A 21,940-nucleotide genomic window follows, 5' to 3' on the forward strand; every position below is an offset into this window, starting at 1 on the left:
GGGGCCGAGAGCACAAGGCCGCCTGACCGATGCCGCACAGGCGACTGCGGCCGAGGGGCCGCAGTGGCAGCAGCTCCATCCCGCTGAGCCCATAACCGGCCTCGGCGCTCCCCCGGCGCGTTGTCAGTGGCGGCTGAAAGGATCACCGGATGACGAACCCTGCTGCTGCCATCGCCGCCTACTGGGACGCCGCCGCCCCGGACTTCGACGACGAGCCGGACCACGGCCTCAAGGCCGCGGACACCCGCGCCGCGTGGGCGGACCGGCTGTCCGCCTGGCTGCCGTCCGCCCCGGCCGACGTGCTGGACGTCGGCTGCGGCACCGGATCGCTCTCCGAGCTGATCGCCGAAGCCGGGCACCGGGTGACGGGGGTGGACCTGGCGCCGCGGATGGTCGGGCAGGCCCGGGCCAAGCTGACGGCCGCCGGCCTTCAGGGCCGGTTCCTGGTCGGCGATGCCGCCGCGCCGCCCACCGGCCAGGAGAAGTTCGACGTCCTGCTCTCCCGCCACCTGGTGTGGACCCTGCCCGACCCGCACGCGGCCTTGAACGAGTGGACCGGCCGCATCCGCCCCGGCGGCCTCCTGGTCCTCGTTGAGGGCCGCTGGTGTGAGGCCGGGCAGAGCGGAGTGCCGTACGTCGCCGGTGCCGGCGCCCTTCCCTGGCATCGGGGCATCGCCGCCGAAGACCTGGCGGAGGCAGTGCGCCCGCTCGTCAGCGACCTGCGCATCGAACCTCTCAGCGCCGATGCCGTTCTGTGGGGCGGCCCAGTGACCGACGAACGCTACGCCCTGATCGCGCGGATCTGACCACTCCGGCCAGCTGCCTCCACGGCTCACCCTTGAGCACCGGCGGCCCCCGACTCCTCCTGGCGTCGGGGGCCGCATCGGGCTGCCGGGAGAGCCGCACCAGCTGGCGGGGAAACTGATCTGCTGGAAGTGCGAGGCGCGCGTCGGACCGGTGCGCAAGGGGACTCGCCTGGGAACGGAGAGGCCGGCTCACTACCGGCTCTGGCAGCACACGAAGCACGACCTGGGCTGCCCGCTTGATCCGACCGCGGTCATCGAGCACATCGCCCACGGCTCGCACGGGCTGGCCACGGTCGATGAGCAAGGAATCCTGCGGCTGAATCTCCCGGAAAAGCTGACGGACATCTTGTCTTTGGGCAGGGTGGTACAGTCGAGCGGGTACTCGGCCATCCCCCGCCAGCCGCACGCGCAGCTGCCCCGCAGCACCGTGGCCCGGGGTCGAACCGTCCCTTGGTACGACGTACGTCCCAGGTCAGATCATCAAACGCCGACGGCCCCCTAGGGCTCTCTGCGTTTCTGCCGCCTGATCCCGAGAGCCAGCAGGCATACGACGATGACTGCGGTGTACACACCGGCGACCGACGGGCCAGCGAAGAACGGCACCCCACCGCTCTGGCCGGAGAATTCGTTCATCGTCCCGTACGGGAGCCAGGCAGCGACTTCGAAGCCGAGCAGGGGCTTTCCCGCCGCACCGAGCGCCGGTTCGAGGGCCAAGGGCCACATGACAAGGAGCGTGTCGGCCAGGCCGCCACGCAGCAGGAGTCCTACTGCGACGCCCAGCACACCGCCGATCGCGAAGGTCACGGGCAGGGCCAGCAGCGGCCGCCAGCCTTCGGCGCACGACGGAACCAGGGCCATCGCCGGCTCCACGAGCAGAGCGACACCCAGCGCGGTGGCCTCAACCAGAAGACCCGCCGCCGCTGCGACGAGGGCGACGACTGTCGCCTTGCCGATCAGCAGCCTGTTCCAGGAGGGCACCGCCAAGAAGGAGGACCAGATGGTGCCTGTCCGCAGGTCCTGGCTCACGCTCCGCACACCCAGCAGGGGTATGAGGAGTTGGGTGAACGCCGGGCCGTATAGCGCCTCCTCCAGCCCGGGTGCCCGCCCCTTGCCCGGGCTGTGCACGGCGAGGCCGCTGACGGCGATGGCCAGAGCGGCGATCACTCCGAGGAACCACCAGGTGGAGCGGAGCGTGCGCAGTTTGACGAGCTCTGCGCGAAGGACTGAGGTATTCACTGTTCAGGGCTTTTCTCGGGACGTACGGCTGGTGGCCGGCTGTAGTACTCGACCGAGTCGGCGGTGAGGCGCAGGTACTCCTCCTCCACAGTGCGCCGGCGGGGTGTCAGCTCATGGAGCACCAGTCCTGCCTGCAGGGCGGCGTGACCGATCTCCTCCGCCGAGAGTCCCCTGACGAGGCGGATGTCGGGATCGACAGGCCGGGGGTTGGGGGCGGCGTCGATCGTTCCGCCCGCTTCGGCGACCACCGTCGCGAGACGTTCCTGGTCTTTGGCGCGGACGAGCACATGTGTCTGTTGGAGGGCGGTGAACTCGGCCGTGGTGCACTGCTGTAGCAGCCTGCCGCGGCCGATGATGACGAGGTCATCGGCAAGGAGGGCGGTCTCGGCAAGCAGGTGGCTCGACACGAGGACGGTGCGCCCGTCGGCCGCGAGGTCGCGCAGCAGCCCCCGCAGCCAGGCGATGCCCTGCGGATCGAGGCCGTTTGCGGGCTCGTCGAGGACGAGGACCTCAGGGTCACCGAGCATCGCAGCCGCGATGCCGAGGCGCTGGCGCATGCCGAGAGAGAGCGCGCCGAAGCGCCGGTCGCCCACGGTGGAGAGCCCGACCATCAGGAGCACGGCGTCGACGCGGTCTTCAGGCAAGCCGTTGGAGCGGGCGAGCCAGTCGAGGTGGGCCCGGGCAGTGCGTTGCGGATGCACCCAGCCGGGATCGAGCAGGGCGCCGACCGCACGCAGGGGTGAGGGGTAGTCGGAATAGGGCCGGCCGGCGAGAAGAGCGGTGCCGGCGTCGGGCCGGACCAGTCCCACAAGCATGCGCATGGTGGTGGTCTTCCCGGCGCCGTTGGGGCCGAGGAAGCCGGTGACCGTGCCGGGGTGTACGTCGAACGTCAGGTCGTCGACGACCTTCTGCCTCCGGTAGCTCTTGGTCAGGCCCCGGACGTTGATGCCGCCCATGGCCTCACATCCTGATCGCGGAGACGACGGCTGTTGCGGCCGCGGCGGCGAGTAGCGTCACGACCCAGGCAGCTTTCGCCCGGGGCAGCCCGCTTCTCACAGCCCGTCTGCAGCGACCGACGGAGATGACTGCTGCCACCATGCCGACGGTGCCGAGCACGGTGGCGAGGCAGAAGACCCACAGGTGGCTGCCCCAGGTGCGCACGAGGAAGGAAGCGGCAGCCAGGGGCAGCACCGGCCATATGTCACCGCTGGCGGAGCTCGGCGCCGGTGTGGGAGGGCGGAGGGGGGGCTGACTGGTACTCATGTGTTCCTTCTCGATGGACCGGGAGTGGCCAGCGGGGGTGCGACGGAGGGTGCGAGGACCCCCGCCGGCCACGACTGGTGGAGCGTTGCGCTCGATTCCCCTGGGTTACGAGACGAAGTCGCGCACGGCCTCGTAGATCTCATAGACGGTGGCACCGACCTCGACAGCCTTGCGGACCACCCACGGGACGTACTTCTCGTACGCTTCCTTGAAGGCGTCGTAGCCCTTCTTGGCCGCGCTGCTGAGCGCGTCCCAGGCCTTACTGCCCACGGCCTTGAGCTTGTCGATGACCCAGCGCAGCTTGCCCGCGCGCTCGGCCGGTTCACTAGTCGGTGCAGTCGCCGGTGCGGTGTTGTCCGCCTTGGTAGTGGACGGGGTGACGACGGTGAAGGCCGTCGGCTGAACCGTCTGGGCGGTGGCGACCGACGCGGACGGCGCCACGGCCGACGCGGAGGGGGCCGCGGCGCCCATGAGGGCACCGGCGAGGACGACGCTCGCGATAATCCGGTTCTTTCTCACGTGTTCTCCAGGACAGCTGTGCCAAACCGCTACGGCCTGTTGGCCGACGGTGCACACACCTTGGAAAATGGCCGTCCCCCTTCCTTCCGCGGATGCTCCCGAGACGTCCCATGGAAGCCGATCATGGACGAAGAATGTCCCGGGCCTGTCCCCGTTCCGTCCCCGGAACTGCCGAACGCTGGCCACGCCGCGTGGCCAATTATTGCGGCAGTATGTCCTGAGTTGATCTACCTATGCGTATCTGGTGGGGTGTCGATCACCGCCGTCACCTGACCATTGACGGAAGGGGAGTGCCACTGGCACCCCGAGGTACCAGACACAGGGTTCGCATCGCGGAGGATTGCCATGCCGGCCATCTGGCATACCCATGCGCCGATATCGGGCGTCATCACAGTGGAGGGGAACGGGCGACGGCTGTGCCTCCTGGGAGAGGACGGCATTCACGTCGAGGGGCACGGCGACATCAGGCTGAGCCTGTCGTCCGCCGAACTCCTCGCCTACCTCGCCTTGCGTGACGGGCACTGGGCGCGGCGGCCGGCCATCATCAGGGCCATGTGGCCGGATGCCCCGGAGCAGCAGGGCCGTCGGTTGCTGAGCCGTCTCCTGTGGCGGACCAACAGGGACCTCCCCGAGCGGTTGATCGAGGCCGAGGGTGAATTGGTGTCCTTGACCGACGGTCTCACCTCGGACTGGGAACAGGCGCTGGTGGTCATCGAATCCATAGAGGAGACAGGCGCCCTTCCCGTGCCGGAGGGGGCGGCATTGTTACGCAGGCCGCTGATGGCCGAGGTGTCGGCCTCGTGGGCGGACGAGCAACGGGCGCACTGGGACCGGCAGCGCTTCCATGCCCTCCTGCGCGTCGGGCAGATGTTGCTCGCTGACGGCCATGTGCGGCAGGCGGCGGACACCGCGTCCTTTCTCACCTCCTGGGATCCCCTGGACGAGCCGAGTCACGAACTCTTGGTCCGCTCCTTGATCGGGATGGGCGCCCCCGGCCGGGCCGCGGAGTCGCTGCGGGCCCTCGACAAGCGGCTGCGCCGAGAGCTCGGTGTGGAGGCCGATCCCCAGCTCTTCGCTCTGCTCCGACAAGGGTCCTGACGAACCGTCGAGGTCGGACGGCGGCCGTAGGGTGGGGTGACATACCCAGCGCCTCGACCTAGGTTCCCAGTATTTCCGATCCCCCAGTGAGGCCGCCCGGCGGCACTCTCAGAGCAGTCGATACCGCCTCTTCCCACCTCTCGGACCACCGCCCCCACCTCCTGCAACGTGTAGCGGCGCAAGAACTGTGTCTCGCCACGCAGCGCCGCTTCCCGCGCAAGGGCGGCCTGCAACAACGGTGGGCACTCGTCGAAGGCCAGGGCTTCAAGGAGTTTCCCGAATAGCCCCCTGGCTGCGCCGCGAGCCAGGGCCTGCCGCTCCCCTGGCTCCAGAGCCACCATGTACCCGTCGTTGCACCTCTGCGGGACGACGCTGTGAGTGCTAAGGGTGCCGTCATCCAGAAAGGTGCAGGGCCCCTTCGCCCGCCCTGCCCGCCCACTGGAACCCGCTCTCCGTCACCTGCTGGCCGAACGCCGTCATCGCCCCCCGAGGTGGCCCGCTCGGAGGCCTGGCAGGGAACATGCGTGATGCGCTGCGGTCGCGAGGTGCAGCGCGGGGCGGGTGGTATGCGCTGGGGCGCGTGCGCGGAGCGCTGCCAGGTGGTGTGAATGTTCGCCTCGTGTAACGGGTGATGAGACTTTCAACTTTGGGGCACCGGGTGGCGCACAGTGATGGTCCTCGGCGCTTCGCCGGGGTCCTCATCAACGGGTGCGCCCTACTGGGCTGCGCCCTGGAAGCAAGGGTTTGCTATGTCTTCAGCTGTTATCGCCCGTATCGCTGCTACCGCCGTCGCGTGCGGCGCGGTCCTCGCCACCACGGTCCTCCCCGCTACCGCCGCCGCCCATGCCGACCCGTTCCGTGCGACCTCGCCGGTCGTGATCGGGAAGGTCCAGTACGACAGCCCCGGCAAGGACGACCGCAGCAACTGGAGCCTCAACGCCGAGTGGATCGACATCGTCAACACCGGCCACCACGCGGTGAACCTGCACAACTGGACCTTGAAGGACGCCGACCGGCACACCTACCGCTTCGGCCACCTGCGCCTGGCCCCCCACCAGAAGGTCCGCGTCCACACCGGCACCGGCCGCGACACCGTCCGCGACGTCTACCAGAACCGCCGCGCCTACGTCTGGGACAACTACCGCGACACCGCGACCCTCCGCAACGACCACGGCCGCGTCATCGACACCGAGTCCTGGGGCCACCGCGGACACTGACCGGTAGACGGAAGCCGCCCCTCACTCTTTAAGCGGCTTTCACCCCACACAGCGGTGCGCTCCTGGGCCTCGAGGCCCAGGAGCGCACCGCTGTGCACTACCCGGCGACTACCTGCTCCAGCACGGCCTGGCCGCACGGTTCGCCGAGGATGGCGACGACATTCCCGACGCCTGTCGGCCTCGCTGTCTGTCTCGTCATCCGCCGCCGCGCCCCGGGCTGGGCTGCAGGGGCGGGCGGCGTCGCGGCCGGGGCTGGCCCAGCCAGGAGGCCCAGCGCAGTGTGCTGGCCTGCGCCGGCGGCAGCAGGCCGGTGCCGATGAGCGCGGCCCGGCAGGCCCGCCCCGGCGGCGAGCTGCCACATTCCCCTCCCCCAGCAGCGCCTGCCAGGCCCTCATGAGGTGGGATCCACATTCCACACCTCAGGCAGATCGTTGCCGCAACGACAACACTCGCTCGTGAGAGTCGGACCGGAGTTCAGCCCGTCCCGTCCTCGGGCGGCTGGAGGCGGCCCCATCGGGTGTTGGTGCCGCTGAACTGTGCGTCGGAGAGGGCGACCTGGCCCCCGTTCATCTGGGCGCGGACGAAGGAGACCAGGCCGCCGCTGAACCTGGCGTGGCCGAGCGAGACGGTGCCTCCGTTGAATCGCCCATGGTGGAAGGTGACCGTGCTGTCGGTGAACTGCCCGTAGTCGAAGGTGACGTTTCCACCGTCAAACCCCGCCGCGTAGAAGGTCACCGTACCGCCCGTGAATTCCGCGTCGTCGAGGGCGACGGCACCGCCGGCGAAGTGTGCGTGGTCGAAACTCAGCGTACCTCCGGTGAACCGTGCGCGGGGGAAGGCGAGCGAACCGTCATCGAGTCGCGTCCGGTTGAAGGTGACCGTGGCGTTACTGAACTGCGCGTAGTCGAAGCCGACCGTGCTGCCACTGAACCGTGCTTCGTCCATAGCGAGTGTCCCGCCGCTGAGGCTCGCATGGTGAAACGTGATGTCGCCGGCACCGAGCAGCGCGCCGCAGAAGGAAAGCGCGCTTCCGCTGAACCGCGCCTCGTCGAAGCTGACCGTACCGCCCTGGAATTGTGCGTCGTTGAACGTGACCGTGCCGGGTCCGAATCGTGCGCCATGGAAGGTGACCGCGCCGTCGAGGAATCCGGCACCGTCGAAGCTGATTAGGTCACCGACGAAATCGGCGTCGGCAAAGGAGACACTGCCTCGAAACCGGCAGCCGGAGAAGTCGCCTCCATCGAAGGTCGCGCGGGTGAAATCAAGAGCGCAAGTCGACCAGGAAGACTCCTCCCGTGACTCCTGGAGGTGATCTCGGATGACCTGGATGACCGTCTGCCGTACCTCCCGTTCTCCCTTCTCGTACTGGTCGGACTCCGGGTTCCATTCGTAGGGCATGCGCAGATAGGCGCACAGGACGTCCACGCAGACCTGGCGTTGCTCCCCCCAGTCGTCGGCCAGCCGGGCCATCGCGTATACGCCGGCGAGGCGCACTGCCGGGCCTTCATGGCCCAGCTGACCGGCCGCCGTGCTGTAGCGATCGGCGAACTGCGTCGCGTCCGCCCGGTGGGCGTCCCCTTCGGCGATGCGCTGCTTGCGGTAGGCGTACACACCGGCGAGGACCGCGCCGAAGACCGTCAGGATGGCGATGCTGAGCTTGATGGCGTCGGGAACGCCCAGGGTCCCCGTGGGTTCCGTCAGCCGGCGGACGAGCCAGTACGCCGCGATCCCGGCGACGCAGGCCACGACCACAGCCAGACCGGCCACGATCCACACAGGCCAGAGGTCCGGCGCATACCGACCACTCGAATGCCGCCATCGACGCGGCCACCAGCGTCTACGGGCCATCGCTTTCAGCTCGCCCGACCGCCCGCGGCAGAAATCAACTCCGCTACGAACTCCCGGCATGAACCGTAACGATGCTCAGGGTCCTTGGCCAGCGCCTTCGTCATCACACGGTCGACGGCCGGCGCGAGGTCCGGGCGACTCTCAGAGAGGTCCGGGGGTGGTTCGTTTGCGTGCGCCCACAGCAGCGCCATGTCGTCGTCGTGCTGGAACACGGAGCTACCCGCAAGGGCCTCGTATACGACGCAGGCGAGGTTGTACAGATCGCCCCGACCGTCTACGGGGTGGCCGGAGATCTGTTCGGGGGACACGTAGTCCAGGGTGCCGATGAACTGACCCACTGTCGTGAGGGACACCTCCTCCAGCGATGGTTTCGCCATCCCGAAGTCCATGAGATACGCATCGTAGGGATCGTCGCCAACAGGGCTTCTGTCCAACAGGATGTTGCCGGGCTTTACGTCCCTGTGTACGAGACCGTGCTCGTGCGCGGCGTCGAGCGCCGACGCCACCTGCGCGGCGATACGCATCGCACTGTTTACCGGTAGTGGACCGTCCCGGTCCAGGAGGGCTCCCAAGTCCGGCCCCGAAACGTAACGCATGGCGATGTACAAGACCCCGTTGGCCTCTCCAGCTCCGAAGATCGGCACGATGTGCGGATGATCGATCGCAGCAGCCATGCGCGACTCATGGATGAAACGTCGACGGAAAACGTTACTGTGCGTCAACTCGGGGGCGAGTACTTTCAGGGCCACGACACGGCCCATCCGCAGATCCTTCGCGAGGTAGACGACGCCCATTCCCCCGCGGCCAATCTCACGCTCCACCTGGTAGCCCGCGATCTGTGCACCGAGCTGAATGGGCTGATATCGGGCCACCCGCCGAAAGTAGCATCCGGACGCCTCGGGCCGATGGATATCGGTAAGGGCTACGGCACGATGTCAGGTGCGGACCGTCCTCCACGCCAGCCGGCTGATTTCGGCGGCCGTAGAGCACCCCGTCTGCGCGTGCCCCGAGCCGACGGTCAGCTGACCGAGTTCGAGTTCCGATACACGGCCTATTTCCTGCAGTGTTTCTTCTGCGGGAACTACGGTCGCTCCACACATGCCCGGGCCGGACAGCCAGTCTCCGGCCTTGTACATGGCTTGCTCCGGTCGCTTCACACATGCCCGGACGCTGATTCCGGCGCCGGTGGCCAGCCGTGCGATTGCGGGCAGGGCACCTGCTCAGCGCAGAAGGTAGGACAGAGCATGGGGCCCTGCGCGATCAGCGCTCGGTCCCGCGCCCATGTGGCGCCTTCGCCGTGCGCAGCCTCGTCGGCCGGGTGGACCGTGGCATTCACCAGTGCGCTGGTGGCGGCGGTAGCGGCCGTGTGTGCCGCAGCCCAGTGCGCGACGTGGCGGTCGAACGCGGACTCACCCCGCAGCCAGAGGACGACCTGGTGCTTCGGGCCGAACGCCTGAATTGCGTCGTGGCAGGTGTCCAGCAGCACGTCAGAGGTCGTTACGGCTCGTCGAGGCTCCGGACCGGCCCGTCCCTTCGGGGTTCAGTCGTTCGCAGGTTGCGCATCATGACGGCGAAGACGGGGGAGTCCGCGAAAGGCTGTTGCTGCCCGATCTGTTCGTAGCCCCACGATTCGTAGACGGCTTGGACCCGGCCCTCGCCCGCGGTGGGATCGACCAGCAGCGTGACGCGCTCCTCGACGTGGCCGGCAAGCAGCTCGTCGTGGAGATGCCTGGCGGCCCCCTGACCACGCCACGGCTTGCGGAGACAGATCTCCTGGAAGGCCAGGGTGCGGCTGCCTGTCTCGGCGGTGAATCCCTCGGGCAGCGGGATGGTCATCGCCGTCCACCAGCTGGTGTTGGGTCCCAGCGGGGTGCCGAAGCAAAAGCCCACGGGCTCGCCGACGGCGGTGCGGGCGACGACGGCTTCCCAGCCGGGGCGCTGGGCGTAGGCAGTCAGGCGCTCGTCGAAGCGTTCGATGCTGTTGAACGGCTTGCTCATGAGTCCGAAGTCGCCGCGGACCTCTGCGTGCAGGTCGAGGATCGTCTGGCGGACGTCCTCGACGTCGCTGGTGCGGTGGAACGTCAGGTCGTCGGTCTCAGCAGGCACTGAGTACCTCCTTCCGGTAGGTGGTCCACTCCCGGGCGGGGGAGCTGGTGGGGGCGGTCTCGACCAGGTGGGCGGTGAAGTCGTTCAGGAGGTGGGCGGTGCGGCCGTGGGCGAGGGCAGGGGCGACTGTCCGTGCGGTGGCCACGGCGTGGCCAGCGTCGCCCTGGTGGAGCTGTGCGAGGGCGAGGTAGGCGGTCACCAGGGCCTGGTTGCGGGGCATGCTGGGCTGGAGACGGGCCAGGGCGGAGTGCGCTCGTGCCTCGGCTTCGTCCCAACGGCCCATCGTGGTGCTGGCGCCGCAGGCGAGCAGGTCGAGCTCCGCCTGGTCGTAGAAGCGCATCCACGACGGCCGGCCGGCCCGCTCGTCGACGCGTGAGAGGGAGCGCTGGGCGTTGTCGAGGTTGCGCAGGACGGCCGTGGGGCTGTCGGTGCTGGCCTGGTCCACGGCCAGACGGGCGTAGGTCAGGGATGCGTACAGCGGGTCGCGGCGGGCGATGGCACTGGCGCGGGCGGCCTCGCTGGCGGCCGTGGCGTCGGTGGGGCGGCCCAGGTGCCGGTAGAGCGATCCGGCGTGGCCCCAGACCCTGACGATCGTGGGGGAGTCGGCGGAGAGGGCGGCCAGGGTGACGGCCTGGTTCAGGTAGCCGTTGGCGGCCTGCAGGCGGCGGCCGTCGATGGCGGCCCACATGGCGCTGTCGGTGAAGTGGGCGGCGATGGCGTACAGGCGGGAGCGGATCCGGGCGGAGGCGGTGCCCCCGTTCTGCAAGGCGAGGGCCTGCTGTGCGAGGGCGGCGGCGCGTTGTTCGACGGCGTCGGTGCCGCCGAGCTGGTCGTCGTCCTCGATGAGCTGGTCATGCAGTCGTTCGAGGCGGTCTACGTCGGAGGCGCCGACCCGGTAGGGGGCGTCGGCCTTGGCGGGCGGGATGACGCCGACGGTGGCTGCTGCGGCTATGGGAGCGGCACGAAGGAAGCGGCGGCGTTGCACGGGGTCCTCCGGGGGTTGCTGGTGGATCGGCGGCGTGAAGCCGAGATCCGACGCGGGGCATCCGAAAACCTCTTCGAGTGCAAGCCTGGTCCTCGACCTTGGCCAGTGCGTCGCGCCAGCCAGCAGGTTGTGCAGCGTGCGCTCGGAGAAGGTGCCGTACTTGCCGGTCAGAGCTGCAAGTGCCTCGTTCATCCGGTGCGCTAATTCGGGGCGGCTCATGCCCATTCGGGCCATGCGCTGCCGGAGGATCGTGTTTTCTCCCACCCGTCGAACGTAGCGAGATTGCGCACGGACAGCCAGGTAACGGAAGGGTCAAACTTTCCTGATCGCCGCGCGGAAGTCGCGGCCGTTTCTTCCTGACCCTGCGACGTGGTCCAGCAGTTGACTCCCCTGTGCGCGGCAGGCTGCTTCCCCGACAGCGATGTGCCAGCGGCCCGCCGCTTCCGCTGCTCCCCCGCACACGCAGAGGAACCTTGCGATGACCACCGCCATCTCTTCCGCCATGCTGAAACAGCACGCCGTAGCCCCTGCCGACGGGCCGGAGGGCACGGCGCCCCTGGACGTCGTGGCCATCACGCGGACCGTTTCCGCGGCGCTGCGGCCCGTCCCTGACGGCGCCACGCTGAACCCCAGAGCGCTCGCCGACTCGATCACCCTGCTGGCCGGGCACATCGGGCTGCTGCTGCCGATCGCCGAGTGCACGCACCGCCTCAACCGCCCCGCAGGCGCTGGCCCCGGGCTGGTGGGGCACGGCCTCGCGTACGTCCGCAGGCGCACGCAGTACGCGCCGCCCAATCCGGCCGACTACCCAAGCTGTGCGTACACCTGGGTGCAGGAGTCGGCCAGATGCGTCCAGCAGCTCCTCGGCCTGGTCCTCGCCGACAACCGCGAACGCCAGCATGCGGCGGCCGCCCGGTGAGCGCCCGGCACACCAGTAACAACGCCATCGACACCTCGCACCCCCTGCGAGCCTTCCTCGTGCTGGTCGCCGTCGCGGTGGGCGTCCCCGCCGGGCTCTTGCACGAGCAGGCCGGCGGAGACCTGAATCAGTCTTCGCCCCCGCTGCCGGCCACGGCGGCGGATGTCGCGTCGGGCGGCACCCATCCGAACGGAGGCCGTGATGCCTGAACGCACCACCCGGCCCGATGTGGGCCGTGCGCTCGATCTCGCGGGCCCCGCCTGGAAGCAGTTGACCCGCCTGCGCGGCAAGGACCAGGTGTTCGCCCGGGACCTGCATGCCCGGGAGGCGTGGGCGACGCTGACGACGGTGCTCGGCACCGAGAGGGCGTACGCGTTCGCCGAGCGGGTCGCCGTGATGTGGGTGCGGCCGGACGCCTTCGCCGCCGGTGCGGCGCGTCGGGTGCTGGCCGCCACCGAGGAGGCCGGGTTCCGTCCGGTGGCCGCGCGGCTTGTTCGGGTGGACCGGTGCGGGGTGCGGGCGTTGTGGGCGTACATGTGCCGGTGGGCGACGATCGAGCGGCTGTGGCTGCTCGACGCGCTCGTCGCCCTGGGCCCGGGGCTGCTGGTGCTGTGGGCCGACGGCACCGGGGAGTCGGCGTCGGTGCGGATGAGCGCGGTCAAGGGCAGCAACGCCCCGCACCGGCGGACCGGGCCGAGCCTGCGGGATGTCGCGGGGGCCCCAAACCGATTGTTGACCATGGTGCACACCGCGGACGAGCCCGCCGACGTGGTCCGCGAACTCGGCGTCCTCTTCCCCTGGCCCGAGCGCGCGGCGCTGGTCGCCGAGGCGGCCCGGAATCTGGCCAGCCGCGCGCCCTGCCCGCTCGACGCCGCGGTCGCCGAGGTCGAGGACGAGCTGCCGCCGCTCGGAGTACCGAAACCGAGCACCGACGCCCCCGCCCTGGACGAGCTGACGACCGGGCCGCTTGAGCAGCGGTGGGCGGCGCTGTGGGCGGCCTCCCAGATGTGGCCCCTGCTGACCAGGAGCCCCGGGCCGGCAGCGTGGCCCGAGCAGGAGACGAGGAGCCCATGGCGATGAACCCCACCACCGATCCCCCCGCGGAGACGCCCCGCGTGCAGGAGCAGGCGATGCTGTGGCCGTGGTGGTCCGAGGGCGCCGTCGAGATGGTGCGGTGGCTGCTGGATGAGGGCGACATGGCCGCCGCCGGCCGGGACCACCCGCAGATCGCCGAGTGCGAGCAGCTCGCCGGGGACGTCCTGGCCCCGGGGCGACCGGTGATGCTGTGCGACTCGGGCACCGGCGCGCTGGAGACCGGCTACGCCGCCCTGCAGGTGGAGCCGGGCAGCGAGGTGCTGGTGGCCAGCCATAGTTTCCGTGCCACGGTGACCGCGATGCTTTCCCAGGGCCTGGTCCCGGTGTTGTGCGACGCCGACCCGGCCACCGGCGGGATCGACCTGCGGGACGCCGCCGCACGCCTCACCCCGCGCACCGCCGCCCTGACCGTCACGCACACCTGGGGCCGCCCCGTCCCCCTGGACGCGGTACGGCGGTTCGGCGACCGGCACCACCTCGCCCTGATCGAGGACTGCTCCCACGCCCACGGGACGACCTGGCGGGGCCGCCCGGTCGGCACCGTCGGGGATGTGGCGGTGTGGTCGTGCGGCACCTGGAAGATGGCCACGGGTGGCAAGGGCGGTCTGCTGACGGCCCGGGACCGGATGGTGTGGGAGCGAGCGCAGGTGCTGGCCCATCCCAAGCACCACGCCCTGGCCCGTGTCCGCGACCCGCGGCTGCGGGCGTTGGCCGTCACCGGCGCCGGGCACAACCGGCGGCCCACCCCCGTGGCGGCGGTGCTGGTCGCCGACCACCTGCGGCGTCTGCCGCACACCCTCGCCACCAAGACCGAGCGTCAGACGGACGTCGAAAAGCTGCTCGCCAACGCCTTCTCCGCCCTGGTGCCGCTGCCCGAGCCGACCGGCCGTACGGCTGGGGCGCTCTACAAGTGGCACTGGCGCCTGGCTGACCCCTCACACCCTGTCGACGCCGTGATTCGGGCACTGCACACCGCCGGGGTGCGGGCCCGGCGTCCGGCGCGGCCGCTGCACCACACGCCGCTGTTCACCGACCCCGGACTCGGAGCGGCGCTACGGCTGCCCCCCATCCCCCCGGCCGACCCGGACGGCTTCCCGGGCACGGACCGGCTCCTCGCCGGGCTGGTGGAGATCGACACCCGGGACATGTACGAGCCGCTGCCCGACGGCGACCCGGACCCGTACGAGCGCGCGCTGGCCGCCGCCGCGCGCGAGCTGCACACCCTCAACAGGAAGGACCGATGATCATGCATCCGCTGTCCACGCCGTTACGGCTGCGCGAGGTGGAGCTGCGCAACCGGATCGGGCTCCCCGCCATGAGTACCTACCAGGCCGCCGCCGGGAACCTGCCCGACCCACGATGGCACCTGCCCCACTACCTCACTCGCTCGATCGGCATGGGCCTGGTCATTGTGGAGGCCACCGCCGTCGCCCCCGAAGGGCTCGCCACACCCCACGATTTGGGGCTGTGGGACGACGAGCAGACCAAGGCTCTCGCCGCCCTCGCGGACGTCATCGCCGACCAGGGCGCCGTCCCCGGCCTCCAGCTCTCCCACGCCGGGCGCAAGGCCTCCCGCTCCCGCCCCTTCGGCCCCGGCGGGGACGCACCGCTCGCCGAGGCGGACGGCGGCTGGCAGCCACTGGGCCCCTCGCCCCTTCCTTTCGCCGACGGCTACCGCGCCCCCACATCCATGACGCCCGCCCAGCTCAAGGAGGCTGTCAGGCAGTTCGCGGCGGCGGCCGCCCGGGCCGCCACGGCCGGGTTCCGGCTCCTGGAGCTCCACGCCGGACACGGCCGGCTCCTGCACTCCTTCCTCTCCCCCATCGCCAACCAGCACAGCGACGCCTACGGCGGCGACTTCACCGGCCGGACCCGGCTGCTGCGCCAGGTCGTCCGCGCGGTGCGCACCACGTGGCCGGCCGAGCTGCCGCTCGTGGTTCGGCTGTCGGTACGCGACTTCCTGCCCGGCGGCTGGTCCCTGGAGGACACCATCCGCCTCGTCCCGCTGCTCGCCGACGACGGGGCCGACCTGATCGACTGCACCTCCGGCGGCATCGCCCGCCCCGAGACCCGCCCCACCGGACCCGCCTGGCAGGCCCCCTACGCCCACGCCGTCCGCCGCGACAGCGGGGTGCCGACGGCGGCCGTCGGGAAGATCACCACCCTGGAGCAGGCCGAGCAGCTGCTCGCGGAAGGGGCTTGCGATCTCGTCCTGATGGGCCGGGCGCTGCTCGTCGACCCGATGCTGCCCGCCCGGCACGACCACAGCCTCGCCCCCGCCCCCTACCAGCGGGCCCTGGCCACCACCACGGTCGGCCCGGACGACGGCCACCTGCCCCCCGAACTCTGACCCCAGGAGCACCGGATGATCGTCATGCACGACGCGGGCCTGATCTTCGTCCGCACCCGCAAGACGGCCGGGACCTCGGTGGAGATCGCGCTCTCCCGCCACGCCGGGGACCACGACATCATTACCTCCCTCTCCCCCCCGCGACGAGGCACTGCGCGCCCGGGAAGGCGGCCGACCGCCGCAACGCCATCTACGCCCCGGGCGCACTCCAGGCGAGACGCCCGTGCCGCCCGGGCCTCGGGAGGACGTGCGGTTCTACAACCACATGCCCGCCGCGGAGATCCGCCAGGAGCTCGGCGCGAGCATGTGGGAGCGGTACCTGACGGTGTGCCTGGAGCGCAGCCCGTACGAGAAGGTCACGAGCCTCTACTTTCACCGCCACCGCACCGAGCCGCGCATCAAGATCGAGGAGTTCATCGACTCCGGCGAGTTCCGCGACGCGATCAACTGGCCGCTCTACACCGACACCCTCGGGGCGGTGATGGTCGACGTCGTCGTCCGTCACGAACACCTCCAGGCCGGGCTCGATGACGTGTGCCGCCGGGTGGCACTGCCCACCCTCGACCTGCCCCGGGCGAAGGCCCACTTCCGGCCCCCGGGCGCCGCCTACCGCGACGTGCTGACCGCCCGGGCGCGCAGGGCCGTCGAGGAGGCGTACGCCGCCGAGCTCGAGCACCACGGCTACACCTGGTAGACACCTCCGGCACGCGTACGGGCCCGCCACCTCCAGGAGGAAGGGATGGCGGGCCGTACGGCGTCGTCGTGCGGCTACGCGTCTCCGGCTGCGGGCGTGGTTCCGGTGAGTTGCACCAGGTGCTGGGCGAAGCCGGGATAGCTGGTCGCCACCGAGTCCCAGCCGTCGATGACTGTGGCGCCGTCGGCGGCGCAGGCTCCCGCGACGGCGGCGGTCATCGCGATGCGGTGGTCGCCGTGGGAGTCCACCCGCGCGGGCCGTAGTCGCGCACCGCCCTCGATGACCATGCCGTCCTCGGTCTCCGTCACCTGCGCCCCGAAGGCGCGCAGCATGCCGGCCGTGCTGGCGATCCGGTCGGATTCCTTCGCCCGCAGCTCGGCCGCCCCCGAGATCACGGTCGTGCCCTCGGCGACCGCGGCCGCCATCGCCAGGACCGGGATTTCGTCCACGATGCCAGGGATGTCCTCGGCCGTGATCTCCACCGCCCGCAGCCGCGACGACCGAACGGTGAGCGTGCCGGTGGCCAGGTCGAAGGTGATGTCCGCGCCCATTCTCTGGAGGATCTGCACGAAGTCGGAGCGGCCGGGGCCGGTGTACAGACCGTCGACCGCCACCTCGCCCTGGTCGGCCAGCAGCGCGGCGACGGCCCAGAACGCGGCCTGCGACGGATCACCGGGCACCACGACGTCCGTAGCGGACAGTTCGCCCGGCTCGACGGACACCCGCATGCCGTCCACCGTCACCCGGCCGCCGAACTCGGTGAGCATCTCCTCGGTGTGCCGACGGGTGGGGTGGATCTCCTCCACCGTGGTGATCCCGCGCGCGGACAGGCCCGCGAGCAGGAGCGCGCTCTTGACCTGCGCGGAGGCTTGCGGCGGGGCGTAGGTGATGCCGGTCAGGTTGCCGCCGCGGATCACCAGCGGTGCCAGGCGGCCGTCCTCGCGGCCGGCGACGGTGGCGCCCATCGCGCGCAGCGGCTCGGCGATGCGGTCCATGGGCCGGCGCCGCAGGTACTGGTCTCCAGTGAGGACCGACAGCCCGTCGATCCCCGCGCACACCCCGGCCGTCAGACGGATCCCGGTGCCGGCGTTGCCATGGTCGAGCACGTCGTCCGGCTCGTGCCGGACCGGCCCCTCCACCCGCACCCGCCCATCACCCGTACAGGTGACGCTCACCCCGAACCGCCCGATCACCCGACGGGTATGGGTGACGTCCTGCCCGAGAGACAGCCCCGTGATCGTGCTGGTACCCCGGGCAATCGCGGACAAGAGAAGGGCCCGGTGCGAGACGCTCTTGTCACCGGGCACCCGCAGTGAACCGCGCGCAGGACTGGCCCCCGTCACCCGCAGCGAGGCAGCAGAGTCAAGACCAAGGATGCTGTCCATGACGTTCAACTCTCCATCTGGTGGGGGTTTTGCGCGCATGCTAGTGCCGTCGGAGGAAGCCGCGCCGAACCTGCAGGTGAACCGGGCCACTCACCGTCTGGGAGGCCGGGAAGCAACGTCGCGCGGTTTTCGTCCAGGGGGCGTATCCGCACGGATACGCCCCCGCCTCGGCTGGTCCGCTATTGGTGCTGCCACCAGATGAGGGCCGCCGTCACCGCAGCGGCGCCAATGCCGCTCGACACTCCGCGCACCAGCCCATGGCCAGCTGTTCGTCGGTATCGGCGCAGTGTCTCTCGCCACGGCCGATGGGAAACTCTCGAACGGCCTGCCTGATCTGGCCTACTCTCCATGTGTTCGGTCCTCACTTTTCGGTCGACTCGGATCGTTGGGGATCGCCGATGAGGGCCTTCTGCACCGTTCTCCACCACCACGCGGGCGGCTCAGAAGGCCCTTCCGGCTGTCAGGGAAAGGGAAGCACTCAACCCCCCTGATACTGAAGAAAATTCGTTATCTGTGTGCTTGTTGTGCGCGCACGTTCCAGGCGTTTGGGACGTATCTGACCAGGAGGCCGGGCCCGGCCCGCCTCGTCAGGCAGGGGCCTGGCGTTACGCCGCTTGGCCGCCGACGGCGACCAAGCCCCTGTGGTCCGTGGAACAGCTGACGGGAAGGCCACCGACCTGCTGCAAGAAAGAGCTGCGGCTTTCCCCAGCCGCATGTACTCCGCTGGCAGACTGAAGCCGAGGCGGGCGGGAACATGGTCCAGCCTGTGCTCTCCGGCCCGGCGGTCCCTCGGTCGAGTCCAGCTCATATGCAGGCAGGTCCGGGTCGGGCATTTCGCCAGGCAGATACTGACCGGGAAGGAACCGGCAGTCATCCAGCACCCCGGGACCAGGGACATCAACCGAGGTACGCAGAGTGCCGGTCCGGCCTCGCTGCTGGCGCTGTTTCATACGGCGGTCGATGCTGTCCGTCGGCCAGTCGCGGCTGACCTTGTCAGGACTGATGTTGCGGGCTTTGGCGATGTCGTTGACCTTCAGGCCGCGGTCACGAGCCTGCTGCACGATCGCGGCGTCGAGATCCTTGACCTCCTTGGCAAGCTCTTCGGAGCTCTGGAGCAGAGCAAGGGAGAGGAAACGCAAGGAGGTGGGGTCGGTGAGGGCGAGACCGGTGCGATCCGCGTGGGCGAGGTTGCGCAACCGCTCGGCCTTGTGGAACAAGTCGTCCGCGATCTGCCGTACGTAGACGTCGTGCCGCTCGGCTTCAGGCGAGGGGAGGTTGTGGTGGGCTTTGTAGAAGGACTTGCGGCATTCGTCGCTGCAGTACTTCCGTGGCCGCCCCGAACCGGAGGACTGCTCCACCAGGTTCGGGCAGGCGGGATTGCGGCAGGCGGCTGCCTGGCCCGCACCGTTCGTCATATCGGGGGTAACCCTTTCGGGGTGTGCTTCTCTGGGTTTCGTCTCAGGCAGCAGAGAGTTCTGCGGCCGACGGGGACAAAACCCCGCCTGGACCGTTTCCATGCGTCCGGCTGCACTTGACGGCTTCTGACAGCACCGCCGGGCCGCGTCCCCCCGACACGACCCAGCAGCAAGACCACGTCACACAGCGCGTAACCGCTGGTAGCGCAGGCAGGAAACGCTCACCAACGGCAGGACAGCGAAAAGCGCGCACACCGCGGCAGGACGCGCGGACGGTGTCGGGATGAGGACGATCCCCAAGACCAGGAGCGCGACGAAACCCCTACCTGACAGTTCATCGTCAGGTCTTGTTCTTCCCAGGTTTCAGCGAGTCTGGAGTGCGGGATGTTACGGTCGAGCCGCTGCGGAACAGCCCCTGCAAGGGGCTGCGGCAGCACACGGTCAGGAGGTATCTGCCCTCCGGGATCGAAGCGAACAGGTAGAGGGCCCTGGCACTGGTTGACGCCCGCCAGGGCTCTCTCATGTCCCAGGACGCTACCGGCTCCACACTCCGGTACGCCAACATTACGAACTGTAATGGGCACGGTTGCCCGAGTGGACAAAAAATCTCCACGACCGGTCACCCGGACGGTCAACTCCGGTCGCATGTACGCGCGAAGCGTTCTCATTCGGGGTACAGGCAGCCACGTCACTCCGAAGCGGGCCCGAGCCGGTTGTGAGCGGCACGATGGCTTTACAGCAGCAACCACTCCGCCAGCCCCGGCCCTGTCCCGTCGGCCGGGTGCTCTTCCGCCGACGATCTCACAGATCCCCTCCAGCCCGGGCCAGAGACGGATTCCGGTCGCATGTCCGAACACCGCAGCCACCCCGAGACTCTCGGCCACCCACAGACTGTCTCGTACAAGGGACCCCACGGGAGGGCCGGGAGGGCGACTGAAGCCAGTTTGTTGCGGACAACGCGATCCGAGGAAGTAGACCGGCTCCCTCGGCCCTGCCCCTCGGTTGCTTCCAGACGGAAATACCGATCATGCCCACCGGTGTCAGCGATGCCCACCACCATGGAGGGACCACTCTCCGCCCAGTTCGCGGGCATCGCTGACGGAGGTAGCCCTTCTTGGAACACATGACCGCAGCCGAGCTGCAAGAGACCTTCGGCTTATCGCGTGAAGACTGGCGGCGCATCGCTGCCGAGCCCGAAATGATCGAACCGATCGATCCCAAGTACACCAACGGAGTCACCCAGTGGTCCGGCCACGGCTTCGTCCGCTGGCTCGCCGCGCATCACCCCGACCTCGCGCACCGAACACCCCACCTTCTACGCCCGGCGAAAGAGCTGGCTGCCCAGTACTACGGGGGCACCTACACCAAAAGGGCCGACGGCTTCCATCACGAGCACTTCGCGGGCTGCTGGCGCACCGCCTTCGGCTCCCTCGCCATCGTCTACCCACGCCACCACACCGTTCCGCCCCAGGAACTCCTGGAGCACCACCCTGAGGTGACCACCGTGGTCGTCGTCCAGCACGACTGGAACCTCTACGGCCTGCCCAACCTCGAAGCCGCCGACCGGGCCCACCCCACACTCGTCTACGAACCGCGCTGGTCAGAACTGGCCGCTCACATCGGCTCCCCCATCCCCTGGTGGCCATCCGAGCTGCGCCGGGACAGCCACCTCACCGCATGGAAGCCCGCCCACACGCCAGAACCCGTCCAAGTACTCACCTGGCCCGAATGGGAACCGCTCTACGACATGGCGTTCCGCGAAGCCAAGGGCACCCCGCTGCGCCTGGCCTGTCTCTCCGCAGGCCGCGAGATCCGCTCACGTGCGGTCAAGCACACCTTGTGGGAGATCGGCAAGATGAACGAACTCAAGGAGGCGAAGGAGGACAGCGACTACGCCAAGCGCAAGGAAGCGGAGCGGGCCTGGATGGTCATCCCCGCCTTCCCCGACCTCAAGGACCCTGCTGAAACCGAGACCGCTGACCCGGAGACGGTGCGCGAGGGCCTCGCGCAGCTGTGCCAGCGCACCGACGACCTGGCCGTGGAATGCCTCGAGCAGATCTCGATGTGGAGCGGCAAGGACCTCCCCTTCGGAGGCTCCTTCTCCGTCACGACGACCGAGGCGACTCCCGCCGGCGCGGAATGGATCAAACGTCTGAAGGCCACCGAGCCGACCGCGATCCACCGGGTCTGGGACAGCGAACACGACCAGATCACTGGTACCTTCACCGACCCCGTCACCAACAGCCCAGTCGTGACCAAGAAGGGCTATTACACATCCCGGCCCACCGACGAGGTCAGCTTCCATTCCTACGCCCCCCGCCAGCTTCCCGAAGGCAGCCGCATCGCGGAGGTCATCCTGGATGGCCCGATCTGGGTACGCACCCATGATGGCACCCTCTACCCCGCGCCCTCGATGGACGCTCCCGGCCTGTCTTGGGGCTACGTAGGTTCCGGGCCGGGAACCCTCGCGGTCCTTATCGGCCGGCTCCTTGACAACGGCGCAGCCCATGCCGTCACGTACGAAGACGACGACTCGTTCAACGCCGAGCCCAAGATCGAAGCGCTGCTCCAGATCAAACACAAACGCGGTACTCGCCTGTCCCGCCGTCTGCTGGAAGACGTCCGCGAGAACGGCCTCGACAACCTCGGCTTCCTCGACCGCGTCAGGCTCGGGCGTATCCGCAGCACCTGACCTCCCCCAACCCCCCGCTCATCAAAGGCGCATCAACGTAGCGTCGCTCGCGAAGGCCAGGCCCACGCACTGGCCTTCGCGAGCGGACGTCCTAGCCCGCCGGCCCTGACGCCCTGTGCTCTCCTCCTCACGCGGTCCTTCCCAGCAGCGCCGCCTGCGGGACCGCAGCCGCCGTCCCGGCCTCCCTCGCCGCGCGTTCCGCGTCGGCCCGGCGCAGGGCCGATGCGTGAGAGACGTCCGCCTGGCGACGGCGCTCGACACGAGCCTGCTTGATCGGCGCCAGCTGGTCGTCGAAAGCGGCCAAGGGTCCGT

At 69.5% G+C, this 21,940-nt stretch carries 22 protein-coding genes; 10 read left to right on the forward strand and 12 right to left on the reverse strand.

Annotated features, from left to right (window positions below):
* The first annotated feature begins 149 nt into the window (after positions 1–149).
* The gene (locus FHS38_RS32000) at positions 150–806 is read left to right on the forward strand and encodes a class I SAM-dependent methyltransferase (RefSeq protein WP_184739595.1); all 657 of its coding nucleotides are present in this window, start codon (positions 150–152) and stop codon (positions 804–806) included.
* 498 nt (positions 807–1,304) lie between these two features.
* On the opposite strand, the gene FHS38_RS32005 is transcribed toward FHS38_RS32000, so the two are convergent.
* From FHS38_RS32005 to FHS38_RS32020, 4 genes are all read right to left on the reverse strand, one after another.
* Complete coding sequence (locus FHS38_RS32005; RefSeq protein ID WP_184739597.1) at positions 1,305–2,042, reverse strand: hypothetical protein; 738 nt, start codon at positions 2,040–2,042, stop codon at positions 1,305–1,307.
* On the reverse strand, positions 2,039–2,998 hold the full coding sequence (locus tag FHS38_RS32010) for an ATP-binding cassette domain-containing protein (RefSeq protein WP_184739599.1): 960 nt from the start codon (positions 2,996–2,998) through the stop codon (positions 2,039–2,041). The genes FHS38_RS32005 and FHS38_RS32010 overlap by 4 nt, the downstream gene beginning before the upstream one ends.
* Positions 2,999–3,002: 4 nt before the next feature.
* Complete coding sequence (locus tag FHS38_RS32015) at positions 3,003–3,233, reverse strand: hypothetical protein (RefSeq protein ID WP_184739601.1); 231 nt, start codon at positions 3,231–3,233, stop codon at positions 3,003–3,005.
* 177 nt (positions 3,234–3,410) lie between these two features.
* The gene (locus FHS38_RS32020) at positions 3,411–3,824 is read right to left on the reverse strand and encodes a hypothetical protein (RefSeq protein WP_184739603.1); all 414 of its coding nucleotides are present in this window, start codon (positions 3,822–3,824) and stop codon (positions 3,411–3,413) included.
* Between the two features lie 345 nt (positions 3,825–4,169).
* Here FHS38_RS32020 and FHS38_RS32025 point away from each other — a divergent pair, with 345 nt between their 5' ends.
* Complete coding sequence (locus FHS38_RS32025; protein WP_184739605.1) at positions 4,170–4,922, forward strand: AfsR/SARP family transcriptional regulator; 753 nt, start codon at positions 4,170–4,172, stop codon at positions 4,920–4,922.
* A 749-nt stretch (positions 4,923–5,671) separates the two neighbouring features.
* On the forward strand, positions 5,672–6,139 hold the full coding sequence (locus FHS38_RS32030) for a lamin tail domain-containing protein (RefSeq protein ID WP_184739607.1): 468 nt from the start codon (positions 5,672–5,674) through the stop codon (positions 6,137–6,139).
* 474 nt (positions 6,140–6,613) lie between these two features.
* Here the strand turns inward: FHS38_RS32030 and FHS38_RS32035 are convergent, their stop codons facing one another.
* From FHS38_RS32035 to FHS38_RS32055, 5 genes are all read right to left on the reverse strand, one after another.
* Positions 6,614–7,915 carry a pentapeptide repeat-containing protein gene (locus tag FHS38_RS32035; protein WP_229822848.1) on the reverse strand — a complete coding sequence of 434 codons (1,302 nt, stop codon included), beginning with the start codon at positions 7,913–7,915 and terminating at the stop codon, positions 6,614–6,616.
* A 77-nt stretch (positions 7,916–7,992) separates the two neighbouring features.
* Complete coding sequence (locus FHS38_RS32040) at positions 7,993–8,859, reverse strand: serine/threonine-protein kinase (RefSeq protein ID WP_229822847.1); 867 nt, start codon at positions 8,857–8,859, stop codon at positions 7,993–7,995.
* Between the two features lie 281 nt (positions 8,860–9,140).
* Positions 9,141–9,473, reverse strand: a complete 333-nt coding sequence (locus tag FHS38_RS32045; protein WP_184739609.1) for a hypothetical protein — start codon at positions 9,471–9,473, stop codon at positions 9,141–9,143.
* 11 nt (positions 9,474–9,484) lie between these two features.
* Positions 9,485–10,093 (reverse strand): N-acetyltransferase, encoded by a 609-nt coding sequence (locus FHS38_RS32050; protein ID WP_229822846.1) that lies wholly within the window; start codon positions 10,091–10,093, stop codon positions 9,485–9,487.
* Positions 10,083–11,312 (reverse strand): NsdA family TPR-like regulatory protein, encoded by a 1,230-nt coding sequence (locus FHS38_RS32055; protein ID WP_184739729.1) that lies wholly within the window; start codon positions 11,310–11,312, stop codon positions 10,083–10,085. The genes FHS38_RS32050 and FHS38_RS32055 overlap by 11 nt, the downstream gene beginning before the upstream one ends.
* Before the next feature lie 244 nt (positions 11,313–11,556).
* Here FHS38_RS32055 and FHS38_RS32060 point away from each other — a divergent pair, with 244 nt between their 5' ends.
* The 6 genes from FHS38_RS32060 to FHS38_RS32085 all read left to right on the forward strand — a co-directional run bounded on the left by FHS38_RS32060 (position 11,557) and on the right by FHS38_RS32085 (position 16,136).
* Positions 11,557–11,997, forward strand: coding sequence for a hypothetical protein (locus FHS38_RS32060; protein WP_184739610.1), 441 nt, complete (start codon positions 11,557–11,559; stop codon positions 11,995–11,997).
* Complete coding sequence (locus FHS38_RS32065) at positions 11,994–12,206, forward strand: hypothetical protein (RefSeq protein ID WP_184739612.1); 213 nt, start codon at positions 11,994–11,996, stop codon at positions 12,204–12,206. The genes FHS38_RS32060 and FHS38_RS32065 overlap by 4 nt, the downstream gene beginning before the upstream one ends.
* Positions 12,199–13,077 carry a nucleoside-diphosphate kinase gene (locus tag FHS38_RS32070; protein WP_184739614.1) on the forward strand — a complete coding sequence of 293 codons (879 nt, stop codon included), beginning with the start codon at positions 12,199–12,201 and terminating at the stop codon, positions 13,075–13,077. The genes FHS38_RS32065 and FHS38_RS32070 overlap by 8 nt, the downstream gene beginning before the upstream one ends.
* Positions 13,068–14,336 (forward strand): DegT/DnrJ/EryC1/StrS family aminotransferase, encoded by a 1,269-nt coding sequence (locus FHS38_RS32075; RefSeq protein ID WP_221495615.1) that lies wholly within the window; start codon positions 13,068–13,070, stop codon positions 14,334–14,336. The genes FHS38_RS32070 and FHS38_RS32075 overlap by 10 nt, the downstream gene beginning before the upstream one ends.
* Positions 14,333–15,442 (forward strand): oxidoreductase, encoded by a 1,110-nt coding sequence (locus FHS38_RS32080; RefSeq protein ID WP_221495616.1) that lies wholly within the window; start codon positions 14,333–14,335, stop codon positions 15,440–15,442. Before FHS38_RS32075 ends, FHS38_RS32080 begins: the two co-directional genes overlap by 4 nt.
* A 223-nt stretch (positions 15,443–15,665) precedes the next feature.
* A complete protein-coding gene (locus tag FHS38_RS32085; RefSeq protein WP_184739618.1) occupies positions 15,666–16,136 on the forward strand; it encodes a hypothetical protein in 471 nt (156 codons plus the stop codon).
* A gap of 74 nt (positions 16,137–16,210) precedes the next feature.
* Here FHS38_RS32085 and aroA read toward each other — a convergent pair whose 3' ends face one another.
* Together aroA and FHS38_RS32095 are read right to left on the reverse strand one after the other, a co-directional pair.
* Entirely contained in the window at positions 16,211–17,560 is a 1,350-nt protein-coding gene (gene aroA, locus FHS38_RS32090) for a 3-phosphoshikimate 1-carboxyvinyltransferase (RefSeq protein WP_311775305.1), read from the reverse strand.
* Positions 17,561–18,126: 566 nt separating this feature from the next.
* Positions 18,127–18,936: a hypothetical protein gene (locus FHS38_RS32095; protein WP_184739622.1), complete on the reverse strand. Its 810-nt coding sequence runs from the start codon at positions 18,934–18,936 to the stop codon at positions 18,127–18,129.
* A 1,123-nt stretch (positions 18,937–20,059) separates the two neighbouring features.
* On the opposite strand from FHS38_RS32095, the gene FHS38_RS32100 reads away from it, so the two are divergent.
* Entirely contained in the window at positions 20,060–21,628 is a 1,569-nt protein-coding gene (locus FHS38_RS32100; RefSeq protein ID WP_184739624.1) for a hypothetical protein, read from the forward strand.
* A gap of 127 nt (positions 21,629–21,755) precedes the next feature.
* On the opposite strand, the gene FHS38_RS32105 is transcribed toward FHS38_RS32100, so the two are convergent.
* Positions 21,756–21,932 (reverse strand): hypothetical protein, encoded by a 177-nt coding sequence (locus FHS38_RS32105; protein ID WP_184739626.1) that lies wholly within the window; start codon positions 21,930–21,932, stop codon positions 21,756–21,758.
* Positions 21,933–21,940 lie beyond the last annotated feature (8 nt).

The sequence above is a fragment of the Streptomyces netropsis genome, assembly GCF_014203545.1.
Lineage (GTDB): Bacteria > Actinomycetota > Actinomycetes > Streptomycetales > Streptomycetaceae > Streptomyces > Streptomyces netropsis.